The 26,632-nt window shown below is 64.7% G+C and carries 23 protein-coding genes; 17 read left to right on the top strand and 6 right to left on the bottom strand.

Translation table 11 applies throughout. The features are described from left to right. Positions 1 to 38 precede the first annotated feature (38 nt). The 3 genes from glpK to glpD all read left to right on the top strand — a co-directional run bounded on the left by glpK (position 39) and on the right by glpD (position 4,312). Positions 39 to 1,538: a glycerol kinase GlpK gene (gene glpK, locus KSS93_RS09050; protein WP_217887993.1), complete on the top strand. Its 1,500-nt coding sequence runs from the start codon at positions 39 to 41 to the stop codon at positions 1,536 to 1,538. 242 nt (positions 1,539 to 1,780) lie between these two features. Next, positions 1,781 to 2,536: a DeoR/GlpR family transcriptional regulator gene (gene glpR / locus KSS93_RS09045; protein WP_217842083.1), complete on the top strand. Its 756-nt coding sequence runs from the start codon at positions 1,781 to 1,783 to the stop codon at positions 2,534 to 2,536. Positions 2,537 to 2,779: 243 nt separating this feature from the next. Next, positions 2,780 to 4,312, top strand: coding sequence for a glycerol-3-phosphate dehydrogenase (glpD, locus tag KSS93_RS09040; RefSeq protein ID WP_217887992.1), 1,533 nt, complete (start codon positions 2,780 to 2,782; stop codon positions 4,310 to 4,312). Between the two features lie 39 nt (positions 4,313 to 4,351). On the opposite strand, the gene KSS93_RS26890 is transcribed toward glpD, so the two are convergent. Beyond that, positions 4,352 to 5,122, bottom strand: a complete 771-nt coding sequence (locus tag KSS93_RS26890; RefSeq protein WP_437182122.1) for an NEL-type E3 ubiquitin ligase domain-containing protein — start codon at positions 5,120 to 5,122, stop codon at positions 4,352 to 4,354. 240 nt (positions 5,123 to 5,362) lie between these two features. Between KSS93_RS26890 and KSS93_RS09030 the strand changes: the two genes are divergently transcribed. The 7 genes from KSS93_RS09030 (at position 5,363) to KSS93_RS09000 (ending at position 12,224) form a co-directional block, all read left to right on the top strand. After that, entirely contained in the window at positions 5,363 to 6,280 is a 918-nt protein-coding gene (locus KSS93_RS09030) for a glutamate/aspartate ABC transporter substrate-binding protein (RefSeq protein WP_217887990.1), read from the top strand. A 148-nt stretch (positions 6,281 to 6,428) separates the two neighbouring features. Next, a complete protein-coding gene (locus tag KSS93_RS09025) occupies positions 6,429 to 7,175 on the top strand; it encodes an amino acid ABC transporter permease (protein WP_217842079.1) in 747 nt (248 codons plus the stop codon). Further along, positions 7,176 to 7,847 carry an amino acid ABC transporter permease gene (locus KSS93_RS09020; protein WP_217887989.1) on the top strand — a complete coding sequence of 224 codons (672 nt, stop codon included), beginning with the start codon at positions 7,176 to 7,178 and terminating at the stop codon, positions 7,845 to 7,847. Continuing rightward, the gene (locus tag KSS93_RS09015; RefSeq protein ID WP_217842077.1) at positions 7,844 to 8,578 is read left to right on the top strand and encodes an amino acid ABC transporter ATP-binding protein; all 735 of its coding nucleotides are present in this window, start codon (positions 7,844 to 7,846) and stop codon (positions 8,576 to 8,578) included. The genes KSS93_RS09020 and KSS93_RS09015 overlap by 4 nt, the downstream gene beginning before the upstream one ends. A gap of 61 nt (positions 8,579 to 8,639) precedes the next feature. Next, a complete protein-coding gene (aauS, locus tag KSS93_RS09010) occupies positions 8,640 to 10,538 on the top strand; it encodes a two-component sensor histidine kinase AauS (protein ID WP_217887988.1) in 1,899 nt (632 codons plus the stop codon). Further along, positions 10,535 to 11,863 (top strand): two-component response regulator AauR, encoded by a 1,329-nt coding sequence (gene aauR, locus KSS93_RS09005; RefSeq protein ID WP_217887987.1) that lies wholly within the window; start codon positions 10,535 to 10,537, stop codon positions 11,861 to 11,863. The genes aauS and aauR overlap by 4 nt, the downstream gene beginning before the upstream one ends. Positions 11,864 to 11,888: 25 nt before the next feature. Then, entirely contained in the window at positions 11,889 to 12,224 is a 336-nt protein-coding gene (locus KSS93_RS09000; RefSeq protein ID WP_217887986.1) for a GlpM family protein, read from the top strand. Positions 12,225 to 12,302: 78 nt separating this feature from the next. Here the strand turns inward: KSS93_RS09000 and KSS93_RS08995 are convergent, their stop codons facing one another. Continuing rightward, entirely contained in the window at positions 12,303 to 13,298 is a 996-nt protein-coding gene (locus KSS93_RS08995) for an alpha/beta fold hydrolase (RefSeq protein WP_217887985.1), read from the bottom strand. A 198-nt stretch (positions 13,299 to 13,496) separates the two neighbouring features. Here KSS93_RS08995 and metR point away from each other — a divergent pair, with 198 nt between their 5' ends. After that, entirely contained in the window at positions 13,497 to 14,414 is a 918-nt protein-coding gene (gene metR / locus KSS93_RS08990) for a transcriptional regulator MetR (RefSeq protein ID WP_060512723.1), read from the top strand. Here metR and KSS93_RS08985 read toward each other — a convergent pair. Beyond that, on the bottom strand, positions 14,398 to 14,811 hold the full coding sequence (locus tag KSS93_RS08985) for an NUDIX hydrolase (protein WP_217887984.1): 414 nt from the start codon (positions 14,809 to 14,811) through the stop codon (positions 14,398 to 14,400). The two genes, metR and KSS93_RS08985, sit on opposite strands and share 17 nt — an antisense overlap. 104 nt (positions 14,812 to 14,915) lie before the next feature. After that, positions 14,916 to 15,170, bottom strand: coding sequence for a type B 50S ribosomal protein L31 (locus KSS93_RS08980; RefSeq protein ID WP_217842071.1), 255 nt, complete (start codon positions 15,168 to 15,170; stop codon positions 14,916 to 14,918). A 184-nt stretch (positions 15,171 to 15,354) separates the two neighbouring features. On the opposite strand from KSS93_RS08980, the gene KSS93_RS08975 reads away from it, so the two are divergent. The 4 genes from KSS93_RS08975 to KSS93_RS08960 all read left to right on the top strand — a co-directional run bounded on the left by KSS93_RS08975 (position 15,355) and on the right by KSS93_RS08960 (position 21,616). Next, positions 15,355 to 16,974 (top strand): FMN-binding glutamate synthase family protein, encoded by a 1,620-nt coding sequence (locus KSS93_RS08975; protein WP_217887983.1) that lies wholly within the window; start codon positions 15,355 to 15,357, stop codon positions 16,972 to 16,974. A gap of 121 nt (positions 16,975 to 17,095) precedes the next feature. Then, entirely contained in the window at positions 17,096 to 20,242 is a 3,147-nt protein-coding gene (locus tag KSS93_RS08970; protein ID WP_217887982.1) for a transglycosylase domain-containing protein, read from the top strand. Positions 20,243 to 20,330: 88 nt separating this feature from the next. Continuing rightward, complete coding sequence (locus tag KSS93_RS08965; protein ID WP_217887981.1) at positions 20,331 to 20,858, top strand: PadR family transcriptional regulator; 528 nt, start codon at positions 20,331 to 20,333, stop codon at positions 20,856 to 20,858. Further along, positions 20,855 to 21,616, top strand: a complete 762-nt coding sequence (locus tag KSS93_RS08960) for a siderophore-interacting protein (RefSeq protein ID WP_217887980.1) — start codon at positions 20,855 to 20,857, stop codon at positions 21,614 to 21,616. The genes KSS93_RS08965 and KSS93_RS08960 overlap by 4 nt, the downstream gene beginning before the upstream one ends. A gap of 189 nt (positions 21,617 to 21,805) precedes the next feature. Here KSS93_RS08960 and KSS93_RS08955 read toward each other — a convergent pair whose 3' ends face one another. After that, complete coding sequence (locus KSS93_RS08955; protein WP_217887979.1) at positions 21,806 to 22,435, bottom strand: Pr6Pr family membrane protein; 630 nt, start codon at positions 22,433 to 22,435, stop codon at positions 21,806 to 21,808. Beyond that, positions 22,435 to 22,656, bottom strand: a complete 222-nt coding sequence (locus KSS93_RS08950; protein ID WP_217887978.1) for a VF530 family protein — start codon at positions 22,654 to 22,656, stop codon at positions 22,435 to 22,437. The genes KSS93_RS08955 and KSS93_RS08950 overlap by 1 nt, the downstream gene beginning before the upstream one ends. Before the next feature lie 174 nt (positions 22,657 to 22,830). On the opposite strand from KSS93_RS08950, the gene KSS93_RS08945 reads away from it, so the two are divergent. Next, entirely contained in the window at positions 22,831 to 24,837 is a 2,007-nt protein-coding gene (locus KSS93_RS08945) for a TonB-dependent receptor (RefSeq protein WP_217887977.1), read from the top strand. Positions 24,838 to 25,269: 432 nt separating this feature from the next. Beyond that, on the top strand, positions 25,270 to 26,604 hold the full coding sequence (locus KSS93_RS08940; RefSeq protein WP_217887976.1) for a carbohydrate porin: 1,335 nt from the start codon (positions 25,270 to 25,272) through the stop codon (positions 26,602 to 26,604). Positions 26,605 to 26,632 lie beyond the last annotated feature (28 nt).

Genomic DNA, 26,632 nt, shown 5'->3' with positions numbered 1-26,632 from the left:
CGCCCTGACCTACTCCCATTTCGTGCAAGGCCATCGACATGACAGACACCCTGGACAAGAACTACATCATCGCCCTGGACCAGGGCACCACCAGTTCGCGGGCCATCATCTTCGACCGCGACGCCAACGTGGTCGGCACCTCGCAGCGCGAATTCGCCCAGCACTACCCGCAAGCGGGCTGGGTCGAGCACGACCCGATGGAAATCTTCGCCACGCAAAGCGCAACCATGGTCGAGGCCTTGGCCCAGGCGGGTATCAGCCACGCCCAGGTGGCCGCCATCGGTATCACCAACCAGCGTGAAACCACCGTGGTGTGGGACAAGCAAACTGGCCGCCCGGTGTACAACGCTATCGTCTGGCAGTGCCGTCGCAGCACCGAGATTTGCGCCCAGCTCAAGCGTGACGGCCACGAAGACTACATCCGCGAAGCCACGGGCCTTGTCACCGACCCGTACTTCTCCGGCACCAAGCTCAAGTGGATCCTCGACAATGTCGAAGGCGCCCGCGAACGCGCCGAGCGCGGCGAGCTGCTGTTCGGCACCGTCGACAGCTGGCTGATCTGGAAATTCTCCGGCGGCAAGGTGCACGTCACCGACTACACCAACGCCTCGCGCACCCTGATGTTCAACATCCACAGCCTGCAGTGGGACGACAAGCTGCTGGAGATCCTCGGCATCCCACGGCAGATGCTGCCCGAAGTACGCCCATCGTCCGAGGTCTACGGCCACACCAAAAGCGGCATCGCCATCGCCGGTATCGCCGGCGACCAGCAATCGGCGCTGTTCGGCCAGATGTGCGTGGAGGCCGGCCAGGCCAAGAACACCTACGGCACCGGCTGCTTCCTGCTGATGAACACCGGCAGCCAGGCGGTCAAATCGTCCCACGGCCTGCTCACCACCATCGCCTGCGGCCCGCGCGGCGAAGTGGCCTACGCACTGGAAGGCGCGGTGTTCAACGGCGGCTCCACCGTGCAGTGGCTGCGTGACGAGCTGAAGATCGTCAACGACGCCCACGACACCGAATACTTTGCCAGCAAGGTCAAGGACAGCAACGGCGTGTACCTGGTGCCCGCCTTCACCGGCCTGGGTGCCCCCTACTGGGACCCGTATGCCCGTGGCGCGCTGTTCGGCCTGACCCGCGGGGTCAAGGTCGACCACATCATCCGCGCCGCGCTCGAGTCGATCGCCTACCAGACCCGCGACGTGCTCGACGCCATGCAGCAGGACTGCGGCCAGCGCCTGAGCGAGCTACGTGTGGACGGCGGCGCGGTGGCCAACAACTTCCTCATGCAGTTCCAGGCCGACATCCTCGGCACCTGCGTCGAGCGCCCGAAAATGCGCGAAACCACCGCCCTTGGCGCCGCCTACCTGGCCGGCCTTGCCTGCGGCTTCTGGAGCGGCCTGGACGAGTTGCGCGACAAGGCGATCATCGAACGCGAGTTCAGCCCGCAGCTGGATGAAGCCTCGAAAGAAAAGCTCTACAAAGGCTGGCGCAAGGCCGTGGACCGTACCCGCGACTGGGAAGACCACGACGCCTGATATCGACCGCAGCGCAGGGCACCCGCGGGAACAACTAACTGTCTTGTGCTGCCTGAGCCGGCCTCGTCGCCGGCAAGCCGGCTCCTACAGGTACAGCACAGGCCTGAAGCAAGCGCCGCCCCCGCGGGAGCGGGCTTGCCCCGCGATGCCAGGCTGAACGTTTGCGCAAAAACCGCGCTGGTCCTACACAACGTCCTACGGCATCATTGCAGCATTTGTCCGGCAGCCCCCAAGGACCGCCCATGAATCTGCCCCCACGCCAACAACAAATCCTCGAGCTGGTACGCGAACGCGGCTACGTCAGCATCGAGGAAATGGCGCAGCTGTTCGTCGTCACCCCCCAGACCATCCGCCGCGATATCAACCAGCTCGCCGAAGTGAACCTGCTGCGCCGCTACCACGGTGGCGCGGCCTATGACTCAAGCATCGAGAACACCGCCTACGCCATGCGTGCCGACCAGATGCGCGACGAAAAGCAGCGCATCGCCGAAGCCGTGGCCCGGCAAATCCCCGACCATGCCTCGCTGTTCATCAACATCGGCACCACCACTGAATCCATCGCCCGCGCGCTGCTCAACCACAACCACCTGAAGATCATCACCAACAACCTGCACGTGGCGGCCATCCTCGGCGCCAAGGATGACTTCGAGGTGCTGGTGGCCGGCGGCACGGTGCGCCGCGACGGCGGCGTGGTCGGCCAGGCCAGCGTCGACTTCATCAGCCAGTTCAAGGTCGACTTTGCCGTGGTCGGCATCAGCGGCATCGACGAAGACGGCAGCCTGCTGGACTTCGACTATCAAGAAGTGCGGGTTTCCCAGGCAATCATCGCCAATGCCCGCCAGGTGATCCTCGCCGCCGACTCCAGCAAGTTCGGCCGCAATGCCATGGTTCGCCTGGGCTCGATCAGCCTGATCGACTGCCTGGTGACCGACCAGCCCCCCACCCCCGCCCTCACCCAGCAGCTCAACCAGCACAAGATCCGCCTCGAGGTGGTTTGAGCCCCCCTGTAGGAACCGGCTTGCCGGCGATGGGGCTGGCCCTGCAATAGCGTCTACCGGCACGGACGCTATTGCAGGCAAGCGGGCTCCAACAGGTTATCTGTTCGTTTATGTTCACTTGATTGTCATCTGATCAGTTTTTTCTATGAAGACTGACTGGCGACCGCCTGTTCATTGCGCTAGTATTTTCGAAAACGAACATCAATGTTCATATTCGCTATGAACAGCCCAGGAGGCCTTGCCGTGTCCCAGCCCGTTTCGCCACAACCGCTTGACTGTTACGACCTCGCCGTGATCGGCGGTGGCATCAATGGCGTGGGTATTGCCGCCGATGCCGCCGGGCGTGGCCTGAGCGTGTTCCTGTGCGAAAAGGACGACCTGGCCCGGCACACCTCGTCAGCCAGCAGCAAGCTGATCCACGGCGGCCTGCGCTACCTGGAGCACTACGAATTCCGCCTGGTGCGCGAAGCCTTGGCCGAGCGCGAGGTGCTGCTGGCCAAGGCCCCACACATCGTCAAGCCGATGCGCTTCGTGCTGCCGCACCGCCCGCACCTGCGCCCCGCCTGGATGATCCGCGCCGGCCTGTTCCTGTATGACCACCTGGGCAAACGCAAGCGCCTGGGCGCCTCGCGCAGCCTGCGCTTCGGCCCGGGCTACCCGCTCAAGCCGGCCATTACCCGTGGCTTCGAATACGCCGACTGCGCCGTGGACGACGCCCGCCTGGTGGTAACCAACGCCATGGCCGCCCGTGAAAAGGGCGCGCACATCCATACCCGTACCCGTTGCCTGCGTGCCGAGCGTGTCGATGGCCTGTGGCAGGTCGAACTTCAGCACGCCGACGGCAGCCTGCAGACCATCCGTGCCCGCGCCCTGGTCAACGCCGCCGGCCCGTGGGTCGCCAACTTCATCAAGGACGACCTCAAGCTCGATGCGCCATATGGCATCCGCCTGATCCAGGGCAGCCACCTGATCGTGCCGCGGTTGTACGAAGGCGAGCACGCCTACATCCTGCAGAACGAAGACCAGCGCATCGTGTTCTGCATTCCCTACCTGGAGCGCTTCACCCTGGTCGGCACCACCGACCGCGAATACGGCGGCGACCCGGCCCAGGTGGCGATCACCGAGCAGGAGACCGACTACCTGCTCAAGGTGGTCAACGAGCACTTCAACCATCAACTGGACCGCGCCGACATCCTGCACACCTACTCCGGCGTACGCCCGCTGTGCAACGACGAGTCGGACAACCCCTCGGCGGTGACCCGCGACTACACCCTGGCGCTGTCTGCCGGCGCAGGCGAGGCGCCGCTGCTGTCGGTGTTCGGCGGCAAGCTCACCACCTACCGCAAGCTGGCCGAATCGGCCATGGCCGAACTCAAGCCGTTCTTCACCCAGATGCGCGGCAGCTGGACCGCCGATGCGCCGTTGCCAGGCGGCGAGAACATGACCACCGTGCAAGCCTTGGTCGATTCCGTGCTGGCCAGCCATGGCTGGCTGCCGGTAGATATCGCCAAGCGCTGGGCCGTGACTTACGGCAGCCGCGTGTGGCACCTGCTCGATGGCGTGAACGGCCCGGAAGACCTCGGCCGTGCCATTGGCGGCGGCCTGTTCACCCGCGAGGTGGATTACCTGCAAGCCGAAGAGTGGGCGGTGGATGCCGATGACATTCTCTGGCGCCGCACCAAGCTGGGCCTGTTCACCAGTGCGGCGGAGCAGCAGGTGTTGGTGGACTATCTGGGCTGCGCGAAAGCGAAACGCGGTCGGGTCGAAGCAGCCTGACAGCCCCCGCGAAGGGCCGCAAGGCGGCCCCATTGGCCTTCAAGGCTGCGTACGGTCATAGGCCTTGCGCGCCAGCCGCTTCAATAGTTGCTGCTTCTGGAGCTCGAGCTCCCGGCGCAGCGCATCACTACCAGCAACCCGCGCGCCACTGCTGGCCTCCTGCTCCAGTGCCTCGAAGCGCTCGGCGTAACGCTCCCTGGCATAACTCTCGACCTGGCTAGCCGGCCCACCGGCTACCGCCTCCTCAGCCAGCACGGCGGTTTCCAGCTGGCTGAGGATCAACAGCAGGCGATCCTCGCAGGCACAACCCCCTCCCGCCTCGGTGAACGCCCGAACACGCAGGGTCTCATGCAGGTCACAGGCCTCGAGAATGCGCCAGATCCGCCCACGATAGGCCTGTGGGGTCGCCCGGAAGTCTGTGCTGTTGGCCAGATCGGCAATGAAAATGAACAGATCCAAGGCTTGCGTTTCTGCCTGCAACCGGTGCCACATGGCTGCCGCGCGGCCCGCTGTTCGGGGCGAGTATCGATCAACAGGCTGTCGAGCAAGGCCTCGTTGACCTCGCCATGGGTGAAGGACGCCCTGCGCGTCGAGGCGCCGGAAGACTCGCTGGAAGACTCCGAGACTTCGTCCAGGCGCTCTAGCGCGCGTTGCTCCAGCGGATTGTCGTGCAACCTCAGGCGCAGCAGTTCGAGTGATCGACAGTGTCAGCGGGTAGGTGGTCGAACGGCATGGCGGTGCTCCTGGGCAAAGCCACCAGCAAACGCGCTTTGCCAAGCGTCCAGGCCGTAGACAGCTACCGCCACTCATTCGGATTTCCGAATGCAGCCATACAATTCGTTCGGAAGCCCGTACGAAAATTCTTACAAAGCAATCGTAAGAAAAGATTAATCCCCAATGATTTCGCGCCGTTATGATCAACATCAGAGCTTGGCACGAGTCATGCTCTACACTTGGAAGCCGAATGCACCACACTGGATGCTGTATTCGTTGAACGAAAGAGTCCGCCAACGGCTCCATAAAAAAAACAAACACGTCGAGGAAAATTTGATGCGCATCGTTCGTCAATTGCTGGGCGCCGCCATCGCGGCTGCTGTCATCTCGTCGCCAGTCATGGCTGAAGAACTGACCGGCACGCTCAAGAAGATCAAGGACTCGGGCACCATCACCCTGGGCCACCGCGACTCCTCCATCCCGTTCTCCTACCTGGCCGGCAGCACTACACCGGTAGGCTACTCCCACGACATCCAGCTGGCCGTCGTCGAAGCGCTCAAGAAGCAACTGGGCACCGACATCAAGGTCAAGTACAACCTCGTCACCTCGCAAACCCGCATCCCGCTGGTACAAAACGGCACCGTCGACCTTGAGTGCGGCTCCACCACCAACAACGTCGAGCGCCAGCAGCAGGTCGGCTTCACTGTAGGCATCTTCGAAGTCGGTACCCGCTTGCTGACCAAGGTCAAGGATGGCCAGCCATCCTATAAAGACTTCCCGGACCTGGCCGGCAAGAACGTGGTGACCACCGCAGGCACCACCTCCGAGCGCCTGCTCAAGGCGATGAACGCCGACAAGCAGATGAAGATGAACGTGATCTCGGCAAAAGACCACGGCGAAGCCTTCAACATGCTCGAAAGCGGCCGCGCCGTGGCCTTCATGATGGACGACGCCCTGCTGGCCGGTGAAATGGCCAAGGCGCGCAAGCCGTCTGACTGGGTCATCACCGGCACCCCGCAGTCGTACGAAATCTACGGCTGCATGGTGCGCAAGGAAGACGCAGCGTTCAAGAAAGCCGTCGATGACGCCATCGTTGCTTATTACAAGTCCGGTGAAGTCAACAAGAGCTACGACAAGTGGTTCCAGCAGCCGATCCCGCCAAAAGGCCTGAACCTGCAGTTCAAGATGAGCGACGAGCTGAAAAAACTGATCGCCGAGCCGACCGACAAGGCCGCCGACGACAAGCAGTCCTGATCCTCAGCTGCAGATAGTGGCCTGGCGCTCAACTGCGCGAATCGTTCCGACAGGCCACTGATTAAGTGTCTACCCTTCTTCCGAGGGCGCCCAGCGCCCTTGGAAGCTCGAAGGTGCCCGTGAAACAACCGTCTGAGGGGAAATCCCGATGAATTACAACTGGGACTGGGGCGTGTTCTTCAAGTCCACCGGCGTGGGCAGCGAGACCTATCTGGACTGGTACATCACCGGTCTGGGCTGGACCATCGCCATCGCCATCTCCGCCTGGATCATCGCGCTGCTGCTGGGGTCGGTCCTCGGCGTCATGCGCACCGTGCCCAACCGTCTGGTGTCAGGGATCGCCACCGCCTACGTCGAGCTGTTCCGCAACGTGCCGCTGCTGGTGCAGCTGTTCATCTGGTACTTCCTGGTCCCCGACCTGCTGCCCGAAGGCCTGCAGGAGTGGTTCAAGCAGGACCTCAACCCGACCACCTCGGCGCTGATCAGCGTGGTCATCTGCCTGGGCCTGTTCACCGCTGCCCGGGTCTGCGAACAGGTGCGTACCGGTATCCAGGCGCTGCCCCGCGGCCAGGAAGCCGCTGCCCGCGCCATGGGCTTCAGCCTGTCGCAGATCTACAGCAACGTGCTGCTGCCACAAGCCTACCGGATCATCATTCCGCCGCTTACCTCCGAATTTCTCAACGTGTTCAAGAACTCCTCGGTGGCCTCGCTGATCGGCCTGATGGAGCTGTTGGCACAGACCAAACAGACGGCCGAGTTTTCCGCCAACCTGTTCGAGGCGTTCACCCTGGCCACGCTGATCTACTTCACCCTGAACATGGGCCTGATGCTGCTGATGCGCATGGTCGAGAAGAAAGTCGCCGTGCCTGGCCTGATTTCCGTGGGGGGCAAGTAAATGGAAATGGACTTCAGCGAAATCATCCCTGCCCTGCCGGCGCTGTGGGACGGCATGCTGCTGACCCTGCAACTGATGGTGATGGGCGTGGTCGGCGGTATCGCCCTGGGCACCGTGCTGGCCCTGATGCGCCTGTCGTCGAGCAAGCTGCTGGCCAACTTGGCCGGGGCCTACGTCAACTACTTCCGCTCCATCCCGCTGCTGCTGGTAATCACCTGGTTCTACCTGGCGGTGCCGTTCGTGCTGCGCTGGATCACCGGCGAAGACACCCCGGTCGGTGCGTTCACCTCGTGCGTGGTGGCGTTCATGATGTTCGAGGCGGCGTACTTCTGCGAAATCGTGCGTGCCGGCGTGCAGTCGATCTCCAAGGGCCAGATGGGCGCCGCCCAGGCCCTGGGCATGACCTACGGCCAGGTCATGCGCCTGATCATCCTGCCCCAGGCGTTTCGCAAGATGACCCCGCTACTGCTGCAGCAGAGCATCATCCTGTTCCAGGACACCTCGCTGGTTTACACCGTGGGCCTGGTCGACTTCCTCAACTCTTCGCGTGCCAACGGCGACATCATCGGGCGCTCCCATGAGTTCCTGATCTTCGCCGGTGTCGTCTACTTCATCATCAGCTTCTCCGCTTCGTGGCTGGTCAAGCGCCTGCAAAAAAGGATCACCGTATGATTTCCATCAAGAACGTCAACAAGTGGTACGGGGACTTCCAGGTGCTGACCGACTGCAGCACCGAGGTCAAGAAGGGTGAAGTGGTGGTGGTGTGCGGGCCGTCCGGCTCGGGCAAGTCGACCCTGATCAAGTGCGTCAACGCGCTGGAGCCGTTCCAGAAAGGCGACATCGTGGTCGACGGCACCTCCATCGCCGACCCCAAGACCAACCTGCCCAAGCTGCGTTCGCGGGTGGGCATGGTGTTCCAGCACTTCGAGCTGTTCCCGCACCTGACCATCACCGAAAACCTCACCATCGCCCAGCGCAAGGTGCTCGGCCGCAGTGAAGCCGAAGCCACCAAGAAGGGCCTGGCCCTGCTCGACCGCGTCGGCCTTGGCGCCCACGCCAAGAAGCATCCCGGCCAGTTGTCCGGCGGCCAGCAGCAGCGCGTGGCCATCGCCCGTGCGCTGTCGATGGACCCGATCGTCATGCTGTTCGACGAACCGACCTCGGCGCTGGACCCTGAAATGGTCAACGAAGTACTGGACGTGATGGTCGAACTGGCCCACGAGGGCATGACCATGATGTGCGTGACCCACGAGATGGGCTTTGCCCGCAAGGTCGCCAACCGGGTGATCTTCATGGACAAGGGCAACATCATCGAGGACTGCCAGAAGGAAGACTTCTTCGGCAACCCCGAAGGCCGCCACGAGCGCACCCAGCACTTCCTCAGCAAGATCCTGCAGCACTAAACAGGGCCCGGCTCCGCTGCCCGCCCGGGCAGCGGATGCTGGTCGTGACAAGGCCACTGTGATGAAATGCGACCCTTCGCTCCTTCGCCCTGCCCAGCCCGCCGTGAAATCCCGCCTGATCCGCCAATTGCTGCTGCCGCCCCTGGTCATCCTGCTGATGGTCGGGCTGGGTTTTGCCGGCTTCATGATCAGCGAGAACAACGGCATCCGTACCCTGAGCGAGAACGGCGAGCGCGCCCTCGAGCTGCACGCGCGCACGGTCGAGAGCGAAATCAGCAAGTACACCTACCTGCCCAGCCTGCTCGAGCTGGAAGACAGCGTGTCTCTGCTGCTCACCGACCCCGACGGCGGCAACCGCCAGGCCGTCAACGAATACCTCGAAGGCCTGAACCGGCGCAGCCGCAGCCGGGCGATCTTCGTGCTCGACACCAACGGCCGGGTACAGGCCACCAGCAACTGGCGCGACGCCGACTCGTTCCTGGGTGAAGACCTGGCTTTTCGTGCCTACTTCCAGGACGCCGTGCGCGGCGAGCCCGGGCGTTTCTACGGCATCGGCAGCACCACCGGTGAAGCCGGCTACTACCTGGCCCACGGGCTTGAAGAGCACGGCAAGATCATCGGCGTGGCGGTGATCAAGGTGCGCCTGGATACGCTGGAAGAGCGCTGGCAGCGCGCCCGCCTGGAAGCCTTCGTCAGCGACGAGAACGGCATCATCATCCTTTCCAGCGACCCGGCGCGGCGGCTCAAGTCGGTACGCCCGCTGACCCCGCAAATCAAGGAACGCCTGGCGCGCAGCCTGCAGTACTACTGGTGGCCGCTGAACGAGCTGCAACCCCTGGCCCGCGAGACCCTGGCCGATGGCGTCGAAAAGCTCACCTTCCCGGCCAACAGCGAGACCGACAAGGGCAAGCAGCGCGAGGTGGCCTACCTGGCCCAGACCCGGCGCCTGGTCGACACCCCCTGGCACTTCACCCTGCTGACCCCGCTGCAGGACCTGCGCCGCGAGTCCATGGTGCAGGGCATTCTGGTGGGCGTGGCTTTTGCCCTGCTGGCGATCCTCGGCATTGCCTGGAACGAACGGCGCAAGGTGATCGCCACCCGCCTGGCCGCCCGCGAAGCACTGGAAGAAGCCAACAGCCAGCTGGAACGGCGCATCACCGAGCGCACCACCGACCTGCGCGCCAGCAACGAACGCCTCAAGGGGCAGATTCGCGAACGCCGCCACGCCGAACAGACCCTGCGCCACGCCCAGGACGAGCTGGTACAGGCCGGCAAGCTGGCCGCCATCGGGCAGATGTCCACCAGCATCGCCCACGAGCTCAACCAGCCACTTGCGGCGCTGCGCACCCTGTCGGGCAATACCGTGCGTTTTCTCGAGCGCGGCGCGCTGGACACCGCCAGCACCAACCTGCGCACCATGAACGAGCTGATCGATCGCATGGGCCGCATCACCGCCAGCCTGCGCTCGTTCGCCCGGCGCGGCGACGACAGCGGCCAGGCCTCGCTGGACAAGGCCGTCGATGCCACCCTGCAAGTGCTCAACGAACGCATCGGCGCCTGCCACCTGCACCGCCAGTTCGACGACCAGCAACTGGCCATCGACCAGACCCGCCTGGAGCAGATCCTGGTCAACCTGATCGGCAATGCCCTGGACGCCATGGCCAGCCAGCCGCAGCCTCAGCTGTGGCTCGAAGGCGAGGTACAGGGCGACAAATACCGCCTGCGGGTGCGCGACAACGGCCACGGCATTGACCCCGAAGCGCGCAAGCACCTGTTCGAACCCTTCTTCACCACCAAACCGGGCGAGCACGGCCTGGGCCTGGGCCTGACCTTGTCGGCCAGCCTGGCCACCGCTGCCAAGGGCACCCTGAGCGTCGAACACCCCGCCGGTGGCGGTACCGCGTTCGTCCTCGCCCTGCCCCTGGCCACTCCCCCCAGCGAAACGGCAGAGCACCCATGACCCAAGCGCCCCTTACCGTCCTGATCGTAGAAGACGACCCGCATGTGCTGCTCGGCTGCCAGCAGGCGCTGGCCCTGGAAGACATCGCCTGCGAGGGCGTCGGCAGCGCCGAGCAGGCCCTCGAGCGTATCGGCGATGATTTTGCCGGTATCGTGGTCAGCGATATCCGCCTGCCCGGCATCGACGGCCTGGAGCTGCTCAACCGGCTCAAGGCCCGCGACCGCAGCCTGCCGGTGGTGTTGATCACCGGCCACGGCGACATCGACATGGCAGTGGGGGCCATGCGCAATGGCGCCTACGACTTCATGGAAAAGCCCTTTTCACCGGAGCGCCTGGTGGATGTGGTGCGCCGCGCGCTGGAGCAGCGCGGGCTGTCCCGCGAGGTGGTGGCCCTGCGCCGCCAACTGGCCGGGCAAAGCAACCTGCAAAGCCGCATCATCGGCCGCTCTGCGGCCATGGAGCAGTTGCGCGAGCTGATCGCCAACGTCGCCGACACCTCGGCCAACGTGCTGATCGAAGGCGAGACCGGTACCGGCAAGGAGCTGGTCGCCCGCTGCCTGCATGACTTCAGCCGGCGCCAGGGCCAGCCGTTCGTGGCACTGAACTGCGGCGGCCTGCCGGAGAACCTGTTCGAGAGCGAGATTTTCGGCCACGAGGCCAATGCCTTCACCGGCGCCGGCAAGCGCCGCATCGGCAAGATCGAGCACGCCAATGGCGGCACGCTGTTCCTCGACGAGGTCGAGAGCATGCCGATCAACCTGCAGATCAAGCTGCTGCGCGTGCTGCAGGAGCGCACCCTGGAACGCCTGGGGTCCAACCAGAGCATCCCGGTGGACTGCCGGGTGATCGCCGCCACCAAGTCCGACCTCGACGCACTGGGCCAGAGCGGGCAGTTTCGCAGCGACCTGTACTACCGGCTGAACGTGGTCACCCTGGAGCTGCCGCCGCTGCGCGAACGCCGCGAAGACGTGCGCCAGTTGTTCGAGCATTTCCTGCAGCAGTCGGCGCTGCGCTTTGACCGCGAAACGCCCGAGCTCGACAGCCAGACCCTATCGCGCCTGCTGGCCCACGACTGGCCCGGCAACGTGCGCGAACTGCGCAACGTCGCCGAGCGCTACGCCCTGGGCCTGCCGGCGTTCAAGAAGGGCCCCAGCGGCGGTGCCAGCCAGGGCCTGGGCTTTGCCGAGGCGGTGGAAGCCTTCGAACGTAACCTGCTCAGCGACGCCCTGCAGCGCACCGGCGGCAACCTCAGCCAGGCTAGCCAGGAGCTGGGCATGGCCAAGACCACCCTGTTCGACAAAGTGAAGAAATACGGCCTCGGCTGACCCGACCCCAACCTGGAAATACAACGTGGACCTGGTATTCAAAGCGGCGCTGGGCGCCGGCGTGGTGGTGCTTCTGGCGATCCTGTCGAAGACCCGCAACTACTACATCGCAGGGCTGGTGCCGCTGTTCCCGACCTTTGCCCTGATCGCCCATTACATCGTCGGCAAGGGCCGCTCGCTGGCGGACCTGAAGACCACCATCCTGTTTGGCATGTGGTCGATCATTCCGTACTTCGTGTACCTGGCCACGCTGTATGTGCTGGTCGACCGCATGCGCCTGGAAGCCTCGCTGGCCCTGGCGACGGTGGCCTGGCTGATGGCCGCAACGGTGCTGGTGACCTTGTGGGTGCGGTTGCACTGAACCCATCGCGGGGCAAGCCCGCTCCCACGCTTCACGTAGAGGCATGCAACGTGGGAGCGGGCTTGCCCCGCGGTGGGTTCAAAGCCCGGCGATATGCGTCACATCCTGGCGGTGCGCCTGCAGGTAGGGCAGCACCGCCCCCAGTAGCGGCTGCTTGAACGGCTCCTGGAAGCGGTGCGCCAGCCCTGGTATCAAGCGCAACTGGCTGCCCTGGATATGCGCTGCCAGGTGCACCCCGTGCATCACTGGCAGCAGCGGGTCGGCAGTGCCATGCACCACCAACGTCGGCACCCGCAGCTGGTTGAGCAACTCCACCCGGCTGGGCTCGGCCAGTATCGCCATGATCTGGCGTTTCACCCCCTCGGGGTTGAATGCCCGGTCATAGGCCAACGCCGCCTGCTGCAACAGCACCGCGCGATCGTCCTTCACCTGCGGGCTGCCCAAAGCTGCCAACAGGTCGGCCTGCTGCTCGATGGCCACCTCGCGACTCGGCGCGCTGCGCCGGGCCAGCAACTGCACCAGTGCAGGGTTGGGTGCCGGCAGCCCGGCAGCCCCCGAACTGGACATCACCAGCGTCAGGCTGCGCACCCGCTCTGGTTCCATGGCCGCGATGTGCTGGGCGATCATCCCGCCCATGCTCACCCCCAACAGGTGGAACTGGCGAATCTGCAACGCATCCATAAGCCGCACGCCGTCGTTGGCCATGTCGGTCAAGGTATAAGGCGCGGACACCGGCAGGCCAAGCTTGTAGCGCACCAGCTCGACGGTGAGGTTGGCGCTGGTCGGCAGTTGGTTCCAGCGCGACAGGCCGACATCGCGGTTGTCATAGCGGATCACCCGAAAGCCCTGGCGGCACAGCGCCTCGACCACGTCGTCCGGCCAGTGGATCAACTGCCCGCCCAGCCCCATCACCAGCAGCAACGCAGGGTCGCGCGGGGCGCCCACGCTCTGGTAGACCAGGCTCAGTTCACCCAGCTCGGCACGTTGCACCGGCACGTGAGGGTTACAGCGGTCATCGGCTAAGGCAGCCGGCGCGCTGACCAGAAGAAAGAAGAAAAGTAGTAAAGCCCGCATGAAAAGAAACACCAGAATGCAGATCCCCAGTAGAGCGCGAGTCTGATGAAAAACATTCGGGCGCGCTGCCACAAAACCGTGACAGTTTCATGAACCTTGCCGAGTGGTCATCGCCAGCACACCATCGACAAGCCGGGGCAACATGAGCGAAACTCAATGCCACCCTGCTTTTAGTCAAATATTGCTCACGGAGCCGCTGTGCTGGAAATCCGCCATCTGAAAACCCTTCATGCCCTGCGCGAGGCCGACAGCCTGGTGGAGGCCGCCGAACGCCTGCACCTGACCCAGTCGGCGCTGTCGCACCAGTTCAAGGAGCTGGAAGAACGCCTGGGCCTGCCGCTGTTCGTGCGCAAGACCAAACCCATCCGCTTCACCAGTGCCGGCCTGCGCCTGTTGCAACTGGCCGACGCCACCCTGCCGCTGCTGCGCGGCGCAGAACGCGACATCGCGCGCCTGGCCGGTGGTACCGCCGGGCGCCTGCACATGGCTATCGAATGCCACAGCTGCTTCCAGTGGCTGATGCCGACCATCGACCAGTTCCGCGACGCCTGGCCGGAGGTAGAGCTGGACCTCGCCTCGGGCTTCGCCTTTGCCCCGCTGCCGGCGCTGGCCCGCGGCGACCTCGACCTGGTGGTGACCTCCGACCCGCTGGACCTGGCCGGCATCACCTACGTGCCGCTGTTCACCTACGAGGCCATGCTGGCGGTGGCCAACCAGCACCCGCTGGCCAGCAAGCCATACATGGTGCCCCAGGACCTGCTCGACCAGACCTTGATCACCTACCCGGTGGAGCGCGACCGCCTGGATATCTTCACCCGCTTCCTGGAGCCGGCCGACATCGAGCCGGCGGCGGTGCGCACCTCGGAGCTGACGGTGATGATGATGCAACTGGTGGCCAGCGGGCGCGGTGTGTGCGGCATGCCGCACTGGGCGCTGCACGAGTACAGCTCGCGCGGCTATGTGAAGGGCAAGCGCCTGGGCGAGAAGGGGCTGTTCGCCACGCTTTATGCGGCGGTACGCACCGACATGCTCGATGCGCCGTACATGCGCGATTTCTTGCTGACCGCCAAGGACACTTCGTTCGCCACCCTCGATGGCGTCAGCGCGGTGCGTTGAGGCTTTCGCGCCACAGCGGCAGGATCAGATCGCGGGTCAGCGGCGCCAGCTCCAGGCCCGGGGTTTCGTCTGCCGCCAGCCATAGCACTTCTTCGATTTCTGCGGCCGGGGCCACGGCCTGGTCGCAGTCGACCCGAAACAGCTCGGCCTGCACCTCAAAGCCCGGCTCATTGGCGGCCGGGGCGCTGAAGCGGCCCAGGTGAGTGGCCTGTGCGGGGTCCAGGTGCAGGCCAAGTTCTTCGTGCAGCTCGCGCACCAGAGCCTGGGCCGGGGTTTCCCCGGCGTCGATCTTGCCGCCGGGCTGCATGAAGGCCTGGGTACCGCGCTTGCGCACCAGCAGCGTACGGCCTTGCGCGTCGATCAGCAGGGCGGCGGCGATACGGATGGTCTTGGGCATGAGGGGCTCGCGTTTTTCAAAGGGCTGCAGGATACCCGACAAGCCCGCTCGCACACAGCAGATCGACCGGCGCGGGAGCGGGCTTGCCCCGCGAAAGTCTTCACCTACTTGCCGGTAAACCCGGCAAAGCGCTTGTTGAAGCCTGCCACCCGCCCTTCCACGGTGGTCTTGCGCTGCTGCCCGGTGTAAACCGGGTGTGAGGCACTGGATACATCCAGCGCCACGTAGGGGTAGGTCTGGCCGTCGCTGTGCACCTGGGTGCGGTCAGTGTCCACGGTCGAGCCGATCAGAAAATACGCATCAGCGGCAGTGTCGTGAAACAGCACGGTACGGTAGGCGGGGTGAATACCAGCTTTCATGTCGAAGGTCTCCTCGGGGGTTGTTTGCGTTACTTTATAACATAAATAATCGAGAATGATTTTCGATACGTGAACTTTCATTTTTTCGCTTGCGCACCAAGCTGGCGAAATGCCGGCCAACCGGGCTATGGTCGGGGTTTGTTCCAGGCCCTGAGCCTGACCGAGCCATTCGCAAGGACCCCGTATGAGCCTGTCACTTCTCAGTCGCTATGCCTTCTTCGCCGCCTGCGTGCTGTTCACCCTGGCCAGCCTGCCGTTCCTGCACCACGAGTGGCTGTGGCCCTTCACCCTGACCACCGGTGTGCTCAGCCTGATCGGCCTGTTCGACTTGCTGCAGCAACGCCACGCGGTGCGCCGCAACTACCCGATCCTGGGCAACATCCGCTACCTGGTGGAGGGCATTCGCCCGGAGATCCGCCAGTACCTGCTCGAGTCCGACAGCGACGCCCTGCCGTTCTCCCGCGCGCAGCGTTCGCTGGTGTACGCCCGGGCCAAGAACGAAGCCTCGGACAAACCCTTCGGCACCCTGATCGACGTATACCAGTCAGGCTTCGAGTTCATCGGCCACTCCATGCGCCCGGCGCCGCTGGCCGACCCGGCCAGCTTCCGCATCGTGGTTGGCGGGCCGCAATGCCGCCAGCCGTATTCGGCGTCGATCTTCAACATTTCGGCCATGAGCTTCGGCTCGCTCAGCGCCAACGCCATCCGCGCCCTCAACCAGGGTGCCAAGCTGGGCAACTTCGCCCACGACACCGGCGAAGGCAGCATCAGCCCCTACCACCGCGAGCACGGCGGCGACCTCACCTGGGAACTGGGCAGTGGCTACTTCGGTTGCCGCACCCCCGACGGGCGCTTCGACCCCGAGCGCTTCGCCGCCCAGGCGCAGAACCCGCAGGTGCGCATGATCGAGATCAAGATGAGCCAGGGCGCCAAGCCAGGCCATGGCGGCATCCTGCCCAAGCACAAGGTGACCCAGGAAATCGCCGAGACCCGCGGCATCCTGATGGGCGAGGACTGCATCTCGCCGTCGCGCCACAGCGCCTTCTCCACCCCGCTCGAGTTGATGCAGTTCATTGCCCAGCTGCGGGAGTTGTCCGGCGGCAAGCCGGTGGGCTTCAAATTCTGCCTGGGCCACCCGTGGGAGTTCATGGGCATTGCCAAGGCCATGCTGGAAACCGGCATTCTGCCGGACTTCATCGTGGTCGACGGCAAGGAGGGCGGCACCGGGGCGGCGCCTGTGGAGTTCACCGACCACATTGGCGTGCCGCTGCGTGAAGGCTTGCTGTTCGTGCACAACACGCTGGTGGGCCTGAACCTGCGCGACAAGATCAAGCTCGGCGCCAGCGGCAAGATCGTCAGCGCCTTCGACATCGCCAGCGTGCTGGCCATCGGCGCCGACTGGGCCAACTCGGCGCGCGGTTTCATGTTCGCCATCGGCTGCATCCAGTCGCAGAGCTGCCACACCAACAAGTGCCCTACCGGCGTTGCTACCCAGGACGCCCTGCGCCAGCGCGCGCTGGTGGTGCCGGACAAGGCCCAGCGGGTGCTCAACTTCCACCACAACACCCTCAAGGCGCTGGCCGAAATGCTCGCCGCCGCTGGGCTGGAGCACCCGGCACAGCTGGAGGCCAAGCACCTGGTGCGGCGCATCTCGGCCACCGAGATCAAACTGTTCTCGCAGATGCACGTGTTCCTCAAGCCCGGCGAGTTGCTCACCGGCGAGGTCAACGGGCAGTTCTACTCGCGCATGTGGCAACTGGCCCGGGCCGACAGCTTCGAGCCGCACAGCGAAGCGGCGGCCTGACGGCTGGCTCCTACAGGGGGGCTGTCATTTTTGGACGTTTCCCACAATTTTTTCACCGAATCCTGCCACCGTCTAAGCTTCAGGCAAGCAAGACGAAAAGTACCTGGCCGGACTCAAGACTATGGGCGCACTGTGGCAATCGGAACCAACCAGAACGGAAGCACCCAAAGCACCCCAGGCTGAAGACCCCACGCCAAAGACTCCCCGCCAGCGCCGCCTGTGGTGGCGGCTGATCCTGCTGGTGCTGTTGCTGGTTATCGTCGCCGTGGGCTACGCCGCCTGGCAGGAAATCCAGACCTCGCGCCTGCAATCGCGCGAGTTCAGCCGCCTGGCCAGCACCCTCACCTACAGCCTGCAACCCGGCCCGAGCGATGCCATCGTCTACCCGGGCGCCGGCCCGTTCGACAAGCGCCTGGGCTACAGCGCCCTGGGCGAATTCCTGCCGCGCCTGCTCAAGCGCGACTACCTGATCAACCAGCAGGTGCGCTTCTCGCCGGCGTTGATGAACTACGTCGACCACGGCCTGTTCGTGCCCTACGTCGAGAAGATCCAGGCCGGGCTGTCGATTACCGACTGCCGTGGCGACACCCTGTACCAGTACAACTACCCGCAGCACCTGTACCCCAACTTCGCGGCCATTCCGCCGGTGATGGTCAACAGCCTGCTGTTCATCGAAAACCGCGAACTGCTCGACCCGAAGGACCCGCAGAACAACCCGGCGGTGGACTGGCCGCGCTTTGCCAAGGCGGCTTACAGCCAGGTAGCCAAGTACCTGGCCCTGCCCGGCCAGTCGGCCGGCGGCAGCACCCTGGCCACCCAGCTCGAGAAATACCGCCACTCGCCGGACGGGCTGACGGTGTCTGGCGCCGAGAAGATCCGCCAGATGATCTCGGCCAGCGTGCGCGCCTACCAGGGCGGCCCGGACACCACCGAAGCCCGTGAGCGCATCGTGCGCGACTACCTCAACAGCGTGCCGCTGTCGGCGGTGCCGGGCCACGGCGAGGTGCACGGCATGGCCGAGGGCCTGCGGGTGTGGTACGGCGCCGACTTCGACCAGGTCAACCAGGCGCTCAACTCCACCGCCACCGACGACAAGAGCCTGGCCGAGCGCGGCCTGGCGCTGCGTCAGGTGCTGTCGCTGATGATCGCCCAGCGCCGGCCTTCGCATTACCTGTCCAAGGGGCGCCTGGAGCTTGCCGACCTCACCGACTCGCACATCCGCGTGCTGGCCGCGAACGCCATCATCGACCAGCCACTGGCCAACGCAGCCCTGGCCAGCAAGGCGGTGTACCGTGACTGGGTGGCCCAGCCGACCATCGTGCCGATCATCACCAACAAGGGCATCAGCCTGGCCCGCAACCGCCTGGCAGCGATGCTCAACCGCCCGCTGTACGACCTCGACCGCCTCGACCTGTCGGCCACCAGCACCCTGCAGGCCGACCTGCAGGTGCAGGTCAGCCAATACCTGAAAAACCTCGCCGACCCGGCCTTCGCCGCGCAGCTGGGGTTGATCGGCGAGCGCCTTCTGACCAGCAAGACCACCGACCAGGTGAGCTACAGCTTCACCCTGTTCGAGCGCACCGCCGACGGCTCGCGGGTGCGGGTGCAGACCGACAGCACCGACCAGCCATTCGACATCAACGAGGGCAGCAAGCTGGAGCTGGGCTCCACCGCCAAGCTGCGGGTGCTCACCACCTACCTTGAGATCATCGCCGAGCTGCACGACAAGTACGCTGGCAAGCCGGCTGCTGAGCTTAAAAAGGTGCCAGTGGCCGAGCTCGACCGCATCAGCCAGTGGTCGCTGGAATGGCTGATGCAAAACAGCAAGAACCAAAGCCTGGACGCCATGCTCGACGCGGCCCTTGAGCGCAAGTACTCGGCCAATACCGGCGAGGCGTTCTTCACCGGTGGCGGCATGCATGTGTTCAACAACTTCCGCAAGGAAGACAACAGCCGCAACCCCACGCTCAAGGACGCCCTGCGCGAGTCGATCAACCTGCCGTTCATCCGCCTGATGCGCGACATCGTGCGTTACGTCACCTACCAGCAGCCGTACAACCGCGAGCCGCTGCTGCGCGACGACGCCGACCCGCGCCGCCAGGAATACCTGGCGCGCTTCGCCGACCGCGAAGGCACCAACTACATGATGCGCTTCTGGAAGAAGTACCAGCGCAAGACCTCGCAGCAGCGCCTGGACACCTTCCTCGACAGCCTGCGGGTAACCCCGCAGCGCCTGGCCGCGGTGCACCGCTACCTGTTCCCCGAAGCAGGGCAAGAAACCTTCAACAGCTTCGTGCGTGCCCACAGCAAGGGCGACAAGCAGGCCATGGCCAAGCTCAGCGACAGCCGCCTGGTGGAAATGTACGAGGCCTACGGCCCGGGCAAGTTCGACCTGCCCGACCAGGGCTTCATCGCCAAGGTGCACCCGCTGGATTTGTGGATGCTCGGCTACCTGCTGAAAAACCCCGGGGCCTCGCTGAAAGACACCCTCAACGCCAGCCGCTTCGAGCGCCAGGAGGTGTACGGCTGGCTGTTCAAGAGCCGCCACCAGGGCGCCCGCGACAGCCGCATCCGCACCATGGTCGAGATCGAGGCGTTCACCGACATCCATGCGCGCTGGAAGCGCGTGGGCTACCCGTTCGACCACCTGGTGCCGTCGCTGGCAACCGCCATCGGCAGCTCGGGTGACCGCCCGGCGGCGCTGTCCGAGCTGGTGGGGATCATCCAGAACGACGGCGTGCGCCTGCCCACCCTGCGCATCGACACCCTGCACTTCGCCCAGGGCACGCCGTTCGAGACGCAACTGATCAGCGACCCGGACCGCGGCCAGCGCATCCTTCCGGTGGAAGTGGCGCGGGCGCTCAAGGGCGCCATGTCGCAGGTGGTCGACGCAGGTACTGCGCGGCGCATCTCGGGCAGCTTCAAACTGCAAGACGGCACGCCGCTGGTGATGGGCGGCAAGACCGGCACCGGCGACAACCGTATCGAAAGCTTCGGCGCCGGTGGCCGGCTGATCGGCTCGCGCTCGCTGAACCGCACCGCCACCTTCGTGTTCTACCTGGGCGACAACCACTTCGGCACCCTCACCGCGTTCGTCTCCGGGCGTTCGGCCGAGGCCTTCACTTTCACCTCGGCCTTGCCGGTGCAGGTGCTCAAGGGCATGGCGCCGATCCTCATGCCGTACCTGGAGCCGGGCAACCCCAACGCCTGCAAGGCACCGGAAATGGCCATGGTGCCGGTGGGCGGGCATGACTTATCAGTTAATTAGATGATAATCATCTGCATTTGAAGGCTTGTCTTTAGATATATCTTGAGTAATATCTTGCGATATATCGAAACCGACGGAGCCCTGCGCCATGCGCGACCACGACCCTTTCGAACGCCGCCCCGGCCGGGGCGAGCGCGGCCCGCGGGTATTCGCCCCGGGCGACCTCAAATTGCTGATCTTGTCGATGCTGGCCGGCCAGCCCGGCCACGGCTATGACCTGATCCGCCAGATCGAAAACCTCTTCGATGGCAGCTACAGTCCCAGCCCCGGGGTGATCTACCCGACCCTCAACTACCTCGAAGAAGCCGAGCTGATCGGCGGCCAGGTGCAGGGCAGCAAACGCCTGTACGCCATCACCGATGCCGGCCGCACGGCCCTGGCCGAACAGGCCGTGGCGCTGGACGGCGTGCGCATGCGCATCGAGGTGAGCAAGCGCGCCCTGCGCGGCCACGACCGCCCGCCAGAGATTCACGAAGCCGTCGGCAACCTGCGCCATGCCCTGCACATGCACAGCGGCCGCTGGACGCCCGACGAGATCGAGCGGGTACGCACCCTGCTCAACGACACCGCCAAGGCCATTGCCGCAGGGCCGGCCACCACGGAGAACACCCCATGAGCGACTCCATTCATCGCGTCAACCACGAGATCCGCCAGCGCCGCCTGGTGGTGCTGAAGGTCACCGACCTGACCCCTCGCATGCGCCGCATCACCCTCGGCGGCGCCGAGCTTGCCGGCTTCACCAGCCTGGGCACGGACGACCACATCAAGCTGCTGTTCGCCACCACACCAGAGCAGCAACACGCCATCGATACCCGTAACCTGGGCCGTGACGGCGGCGCCCGGCCGACCATGCGCGAGTACACGCCGCGGCGCATCGACCTGGTCAACCTGGAGCTGGACATCGACTTCGTCCTGCACGGCGACGGCCCCGCCTCTACCTGGGCAGCCCAGGCAGCGCCAGGGCAGGCCTTGAACATCGCAGGCCCGCGGGCCTCGATGGTGGTGCCGGACATCTTCGACAGCTACTTGCTGATCGGTGACGAAACGGCAATCCCGGCCATCGCCCGGCGCCTTGAAGAATTGCCAGCGGGCCGCAAGGTACTGGCGGTGATCCAGGTAGAAGATGAGCAAGAGCGCCAGGCGCTGGCGAGCCAGGCGCAGGTCGAGGTGATCTGGGTACGCCGGCATGCGCAGGACCTGCTGGGTGTCGTGCAGCGCCTGGCCCTGCCCGAGGGCCGGCTGTACAGCTGGGTGGCGCTGGAAAAGTCACTGACCCGCCAGGCCAAGACGTTGCTGCTGGAAAAGGGCGTACAGGAAGAGGCCTTGAAAGCCGCCGCTTACTGGCGCGCGGATGGTACTGCCGACGACGAATAAATTTCAGCCCCGCAGATGCCCCTGTGGGAGCGGCCTTGTGTCGCGATGGGCTGCGCAGCAGCCCCAGGATCTCGACCTCATGTGAAATCGCCGGGGCTGCTGCGCAGCCCGTCGCGACACAAGGCCGCTTCCCACAAGGAGAGCCCCAGCTTTCAGAAATGGAGCAAGGCAGTTGCTCCCATACTCAACCTAGCTCGTACGCCCCGGCCACCGATCCAACCCCAGCAACACCAGCCCGATCCCCCAGAACCCCGCCAGCACCCCCAGGGCATTGAGCATCGCCTGCCCATACCCCAACTGCGCCACATCCACGAACGGGTATGGGTACACCCCGATCTCATGCCCGCGCAGCAACACAAAGGCAAAGTACAGCGCCGGGTACAACGCCCAGGCCGCCAGGTGCCACGGGCGAAGGCGCCCCTTGGGCACCTCGAACCACCAGTACAGGGCGAACAGCACCGGCATCACATCATGCAGCAGCTCGTCCGCCAGCCACTGCCAGCCCTCGGGCTGCCACAGATGACGCAGCAGCACGCTGTAGCACAGCCCCACCAACACGATACTGGCGCAGATGCAGCTGCTGACCGGTGCAGACAAGAACCAGCGCCGCGCCGCCGACTCACGCCCGAACGCGGCGTGGCTGAGCACCGTGGCCACCAGGGTGTTGCTGAGCACGGTGAAATAGCAGAACAGGTTGACCAGCCCGCCGATCAGGCTGGCCTGCTCCTGCCAGCGCGCCAGCAGCACCAGGTACAGCTGCACCGCCAGCCCCGCCCAACCGAGCACGGCGGCCAGGGTCAGCCAGGGGCGGTGCGGCATCAGCCTTTGCGCTGCAGCTTCACGTACAGCTGCTCGACCTTCTCCCGGGCCCATGGCGTCTTGCGCAGGAAGGTCAGGCTCGACTTGATGGTCGGGTCGCTCTTGAAGCAGCGGATATCGACACGCTCGGCCAGGCCCTGCCATTGGTAGTGCGCCACCAGCTCGGTGAGGATCTGCTCGAGGGTCTTGCCGTGCAGCGCGTTATGTTGGGCCGTGCTCATGCCAGTGCTCCAGGTTCGGGAAGGTGCGCACATTACACGAGTGTAGAGCGGTGTTGGGATCTGCGGCCTGTGGTAGCCGCAATCGTCGGCTTGCCGGGGATGAGGCCCCTGTGCTGAAATAGAGATGTTATATTGTAACAATAAATAATGTCTGCCAAGGAACGCCACGCCCCTATGCGTCACATCCCCCTGCGCCTCACGCCCCTCGCCGCCGCCCTGTGGCTGGCCTCATCCCCCAGCCAGGCCGTGGAACTGCAACCCCAGGTGATCACCGCCAACCCGCTGGGCAACGCCCAACTGGCTGCCCCGAGCAGCGTACTCGAAGGCGACGATTTGCTGCTGCAGCAGCACGGCAGCCTGGGTGAAACCCTCAACAAGCAACCTGGCGTCGCCTCCACCTGGTTCGGCCCCGGCGCCAGCCGCCCGGTGATCCGCGGCCTGGATGGGGACCGTATTCGCATCCTGCGTAACGGCGTCGGTGCCCTGGACGCTTCGTCGCTGTCCTACGACCACGCCGTGCCGCTGGACCCGATCAACGTCGACCGGGTCGAGATCGTCCGCGGCCCGGCCGCGCTGCTGTATGGCGGCAACGCCATTGGCGGGGTGGTCAACACCTTCGACAACCGCATCCCCGACTCGCCCATCGACGGCATCCATGGTGCCGGCGAGCTGCGCTACGGCGGCGCCGACACCACCCGCAGCAGCGCCGGCAAGCTCGAAGCCGGCAACGGCGAATTCGCCCTGCACCTGGACGCCAGCAGCCGCTCGTTCAACGACCTGCGCATCCCGGGCTATGCCCGCAGCTCGAAGGTGCGCGACGCCGACGAGCCCGGCAGCAAGCACCGCCTGGAAAACAGTGACGGGCGCCAGGACGGCGGCGCCATCGGCGGTTCGTACCACTGGGATCACGGCTATGCCGGCCTGTCCTACAGCCGCTACGACAGCAACTACGGCTCGGTGGCCGAAAGCGGCGTACGCCTGGACATGAAGCAGGACCACTACGCCTTCGCCTCCGAGCTGCGCGACCTCGACGGGCCGTTCACCTCGGTCAAGCTCGATGCCGGCTACACCGACTACGAACACCGCGAAATCGAAGACGGCGAGGTGGGCACCACCTTCAAGAACAAAGGCTACGAAGCGCGCATCGAAGCCCGCCACCAGCCGCTCGGCCCGGTGGAGGGGGTGGTTGGCGTGCAGCTCAACCGCAACGAGTTCTCCGCCCTGGGCGAAGAAGCCTTCGTACCGCAAAGCGACACCGACAGCCTGGCGCTGTTCATGCTCGAGCAATGGCAAGCTACCGAGCGCCTGAACCTGAGCCTGGGCGCACGCCTGGAGCACACCCGCATCGAGCCGGATGCCAAAGGCAACGACACCTTCGCCGCCGCCGACAGCACCAGCAACTTCAACGCCTTCAGCCTGAACTCGGGCGCGGTCTACCAGCTGGATCCGGTGTGGGCACTGGCTGCCAGCCTGGGCTACACCGAACGCGCACCGACCTTCTACGAGCTGTACGCCAACGGCGCCCACATCGCCACCGGCGCCTACGAGGTGGGTGATGCCAGCCTGAACAAGGAAAAGGCGATTTCCGCCGACCTGGCCCTGCGCTTCGACAACGGCACCCACAAAGGCAGCGTGGGAGTGTTCTACAGCCACTTTCGCAACTACATCGGCCTGATCGACAGCGGCAACACGCGCCTTACCGACGAGGGCGACGAATTTCCCGAGCTGCTCTACCAGGGCGTGCGGGCGCGCTTCTACGGGGTCGAGGCCCAGGACCGCTGGCAACTGCTGAAAAACCAGTACGGCAGTTTCGCCCTGGAGCTGTCGGGCGACTACACCCGGGCCAAGAACCTCGACAGCGGCGAGCCGCTGCCGCGCATCGCCCCGCTGCGCCTGAACAGCGGGCTGGTGTGGGAACTGGACCGCTGGCAGGCGCGGGTGGATGTGCAACATGCATCCTCGCAGCACCGCAAGCCGAGCAACGAGACCAGCACCGACGGCTACACCACCCTGGGTGCGAGCGTGGGTTATCGCTTCGATATCGGCAAAAGCGAGTGGCTGGCGTTCGTGCGTGGCGAGAACCTGACCGACCAGACCGTGCGCTATGCAAGCTCCATCCTGCGGGATATTGCGCCGGCGCCGGGGCGTAGTGTCGAGGTGGGGTTGCGCACCACGTTCTGATTCATTGAGCGCAAGCCTGCCTTGCGCAATGTCTGAAAGCTGACGCTCCCGCAGGACTGTGCAAAACCCGCTCCTGCACCGTACCTGTGGGAGCGGGCTTGCCCGCGAAGCAGGCACCGCGGTGGATGGCACCGGCTTTGCCGGTGTTCGCGGGTGGACCCGCTCCCACAGGAATCGCGCCAACTTTTAAAAATTGGGCAAGACAGTTGCTCCCGCTCCTCGACCTCGGTTCGCTGTAAGCAACTCGACTATTACCTGCTCAGCAACAATCCCCTGCGACAATTTGTCTTTTTTTCTTACAAATTCCCCTATATCCTCCCCGCCGCAAGCTGAAACGCTTCATCTTTACACCTTGACCGCCATTTTCCTCGAAGCCCCCCAGGCTTCGATGCGTTTGCCGTTTTCTCAATAATCAAAAGATAGCGCTATCTCATGTCCGTCGTCGTTCGTCACCTAGCCCTCGCCGCCCTGCTCGGCCCCCTACCCCTCACCACCAGCGCCAGCGAGATGTTCGCCAAGGACTCACCCTGGATGCTCGGCGACTGGGGCGGCACCCGCAGCGAATTGCTCGAGAAGGGCTACGACTTCACCCTCGGCTACACCGGCGAAATGGGCAGCAACCTGCACGGCGGCTACAGCCACGACCGCGCCGCGCGCTACAGCGATCAGTTCACCCTGGGCGCGCACATGGACCTTGAAAAGATCCTCGGCTGGCAGGCCACCGAGTTCCAACTCACCGTCACCGAGCGCCACGGCGACAACATCAGCAACGACCGCATCAACGACCCGCGGGTCGGTGGCTTCACCTCGGCCCAGGAAGTCTGGGGCCGCGGCGAAACCTGGCGGCTGACGCAAATGTGGGTCAAGCAGAAGTACTTCGACGGCGCGCTGGATGTGAAAGTCGGCCGCTTCGGCGAAGGCGAGGACTTCAACAGCTTCCCCTGCGACTTCCAGAACCTGGCCTTCTGCGGCTCGCAGGTGGGCAACTGGGTGGGCGGCATCTGGTACAACTGGCCGGTCAGCCAATGGGCGCTGCGGGTGCGTTACAACATTAGCGAGCAGCTCTACGCCCAGGTCGGCGTATTCGAGCAGAACCCCTCCAACCTTGAATCGGGCAACGGCTTCAAGCTCAGCGGGAGCGGCACCCAGGGCGCGGTCGTGCCGGTGGAACTGGTGTGGAGCCCGCAGGTAATTGGCCTGAAAGGGGAATATCGCGCCGGCTACTACTACAGTAATGCCAAGGCTCAGGATGTGCTCAAGGACCGCAACGGCCAGCCTGCCGCCATCAGCGGCGCAGCTTATCGCAGCAGTTCGAGCAAGCATGGCCTGTGGCTCGGTGCCCAGCAGCAGGTGACTGCGCAGGCGTCCGACCAGTCCCGCGGCCTGAGCCTGTTCGCCAACGCCACGGTTCACGACAAGAAGACCAATGCCATCGACAACTATGTGCAGGCAGGTTTGCTTTACAAGGGCCCCTTCGATGCCCGCGCCAAGGACGACATCGGTTTCGCCCTGGCACGCGTGCACGTCAACCCCGGCTACCGCAAGAACGCCCGCCTCATCAACCAGGCCGCCGGCCTGGACGACTACGACAACCCCGGCTACCTGCCCGTGCAGGACACCGAGTACAGCGCCGAACTTTATTACGGCATCCATCTGGCCGACTGGCTCACCGTGCGCCCGAACCTGCAGTACATCCGCCACCCGGGCGGGGTGTCGCGGGTCGATGACGCGCTGATCGGCGGCCTGAAGATCCAAAGCAGTTTCTGACCTGACTTTTCACACATACGGAGAACCT

The sequence above is a fragment of the Pseudomonas xanthosomatis genome (assembly GCF_019139835.1).
In the GTDB taxonomy this organism is placed as follows: domain Bacteria; phylum Pseudomonadota; class Gammaproteobacteria; order Pseudomonadales; family Pseudomonadaceae; genus Aquipseudomonas; species Aquipseudomonas fakonensis.
This window is presented reverse-complemented; position numbering and strand designations above follow the sequence as displayed.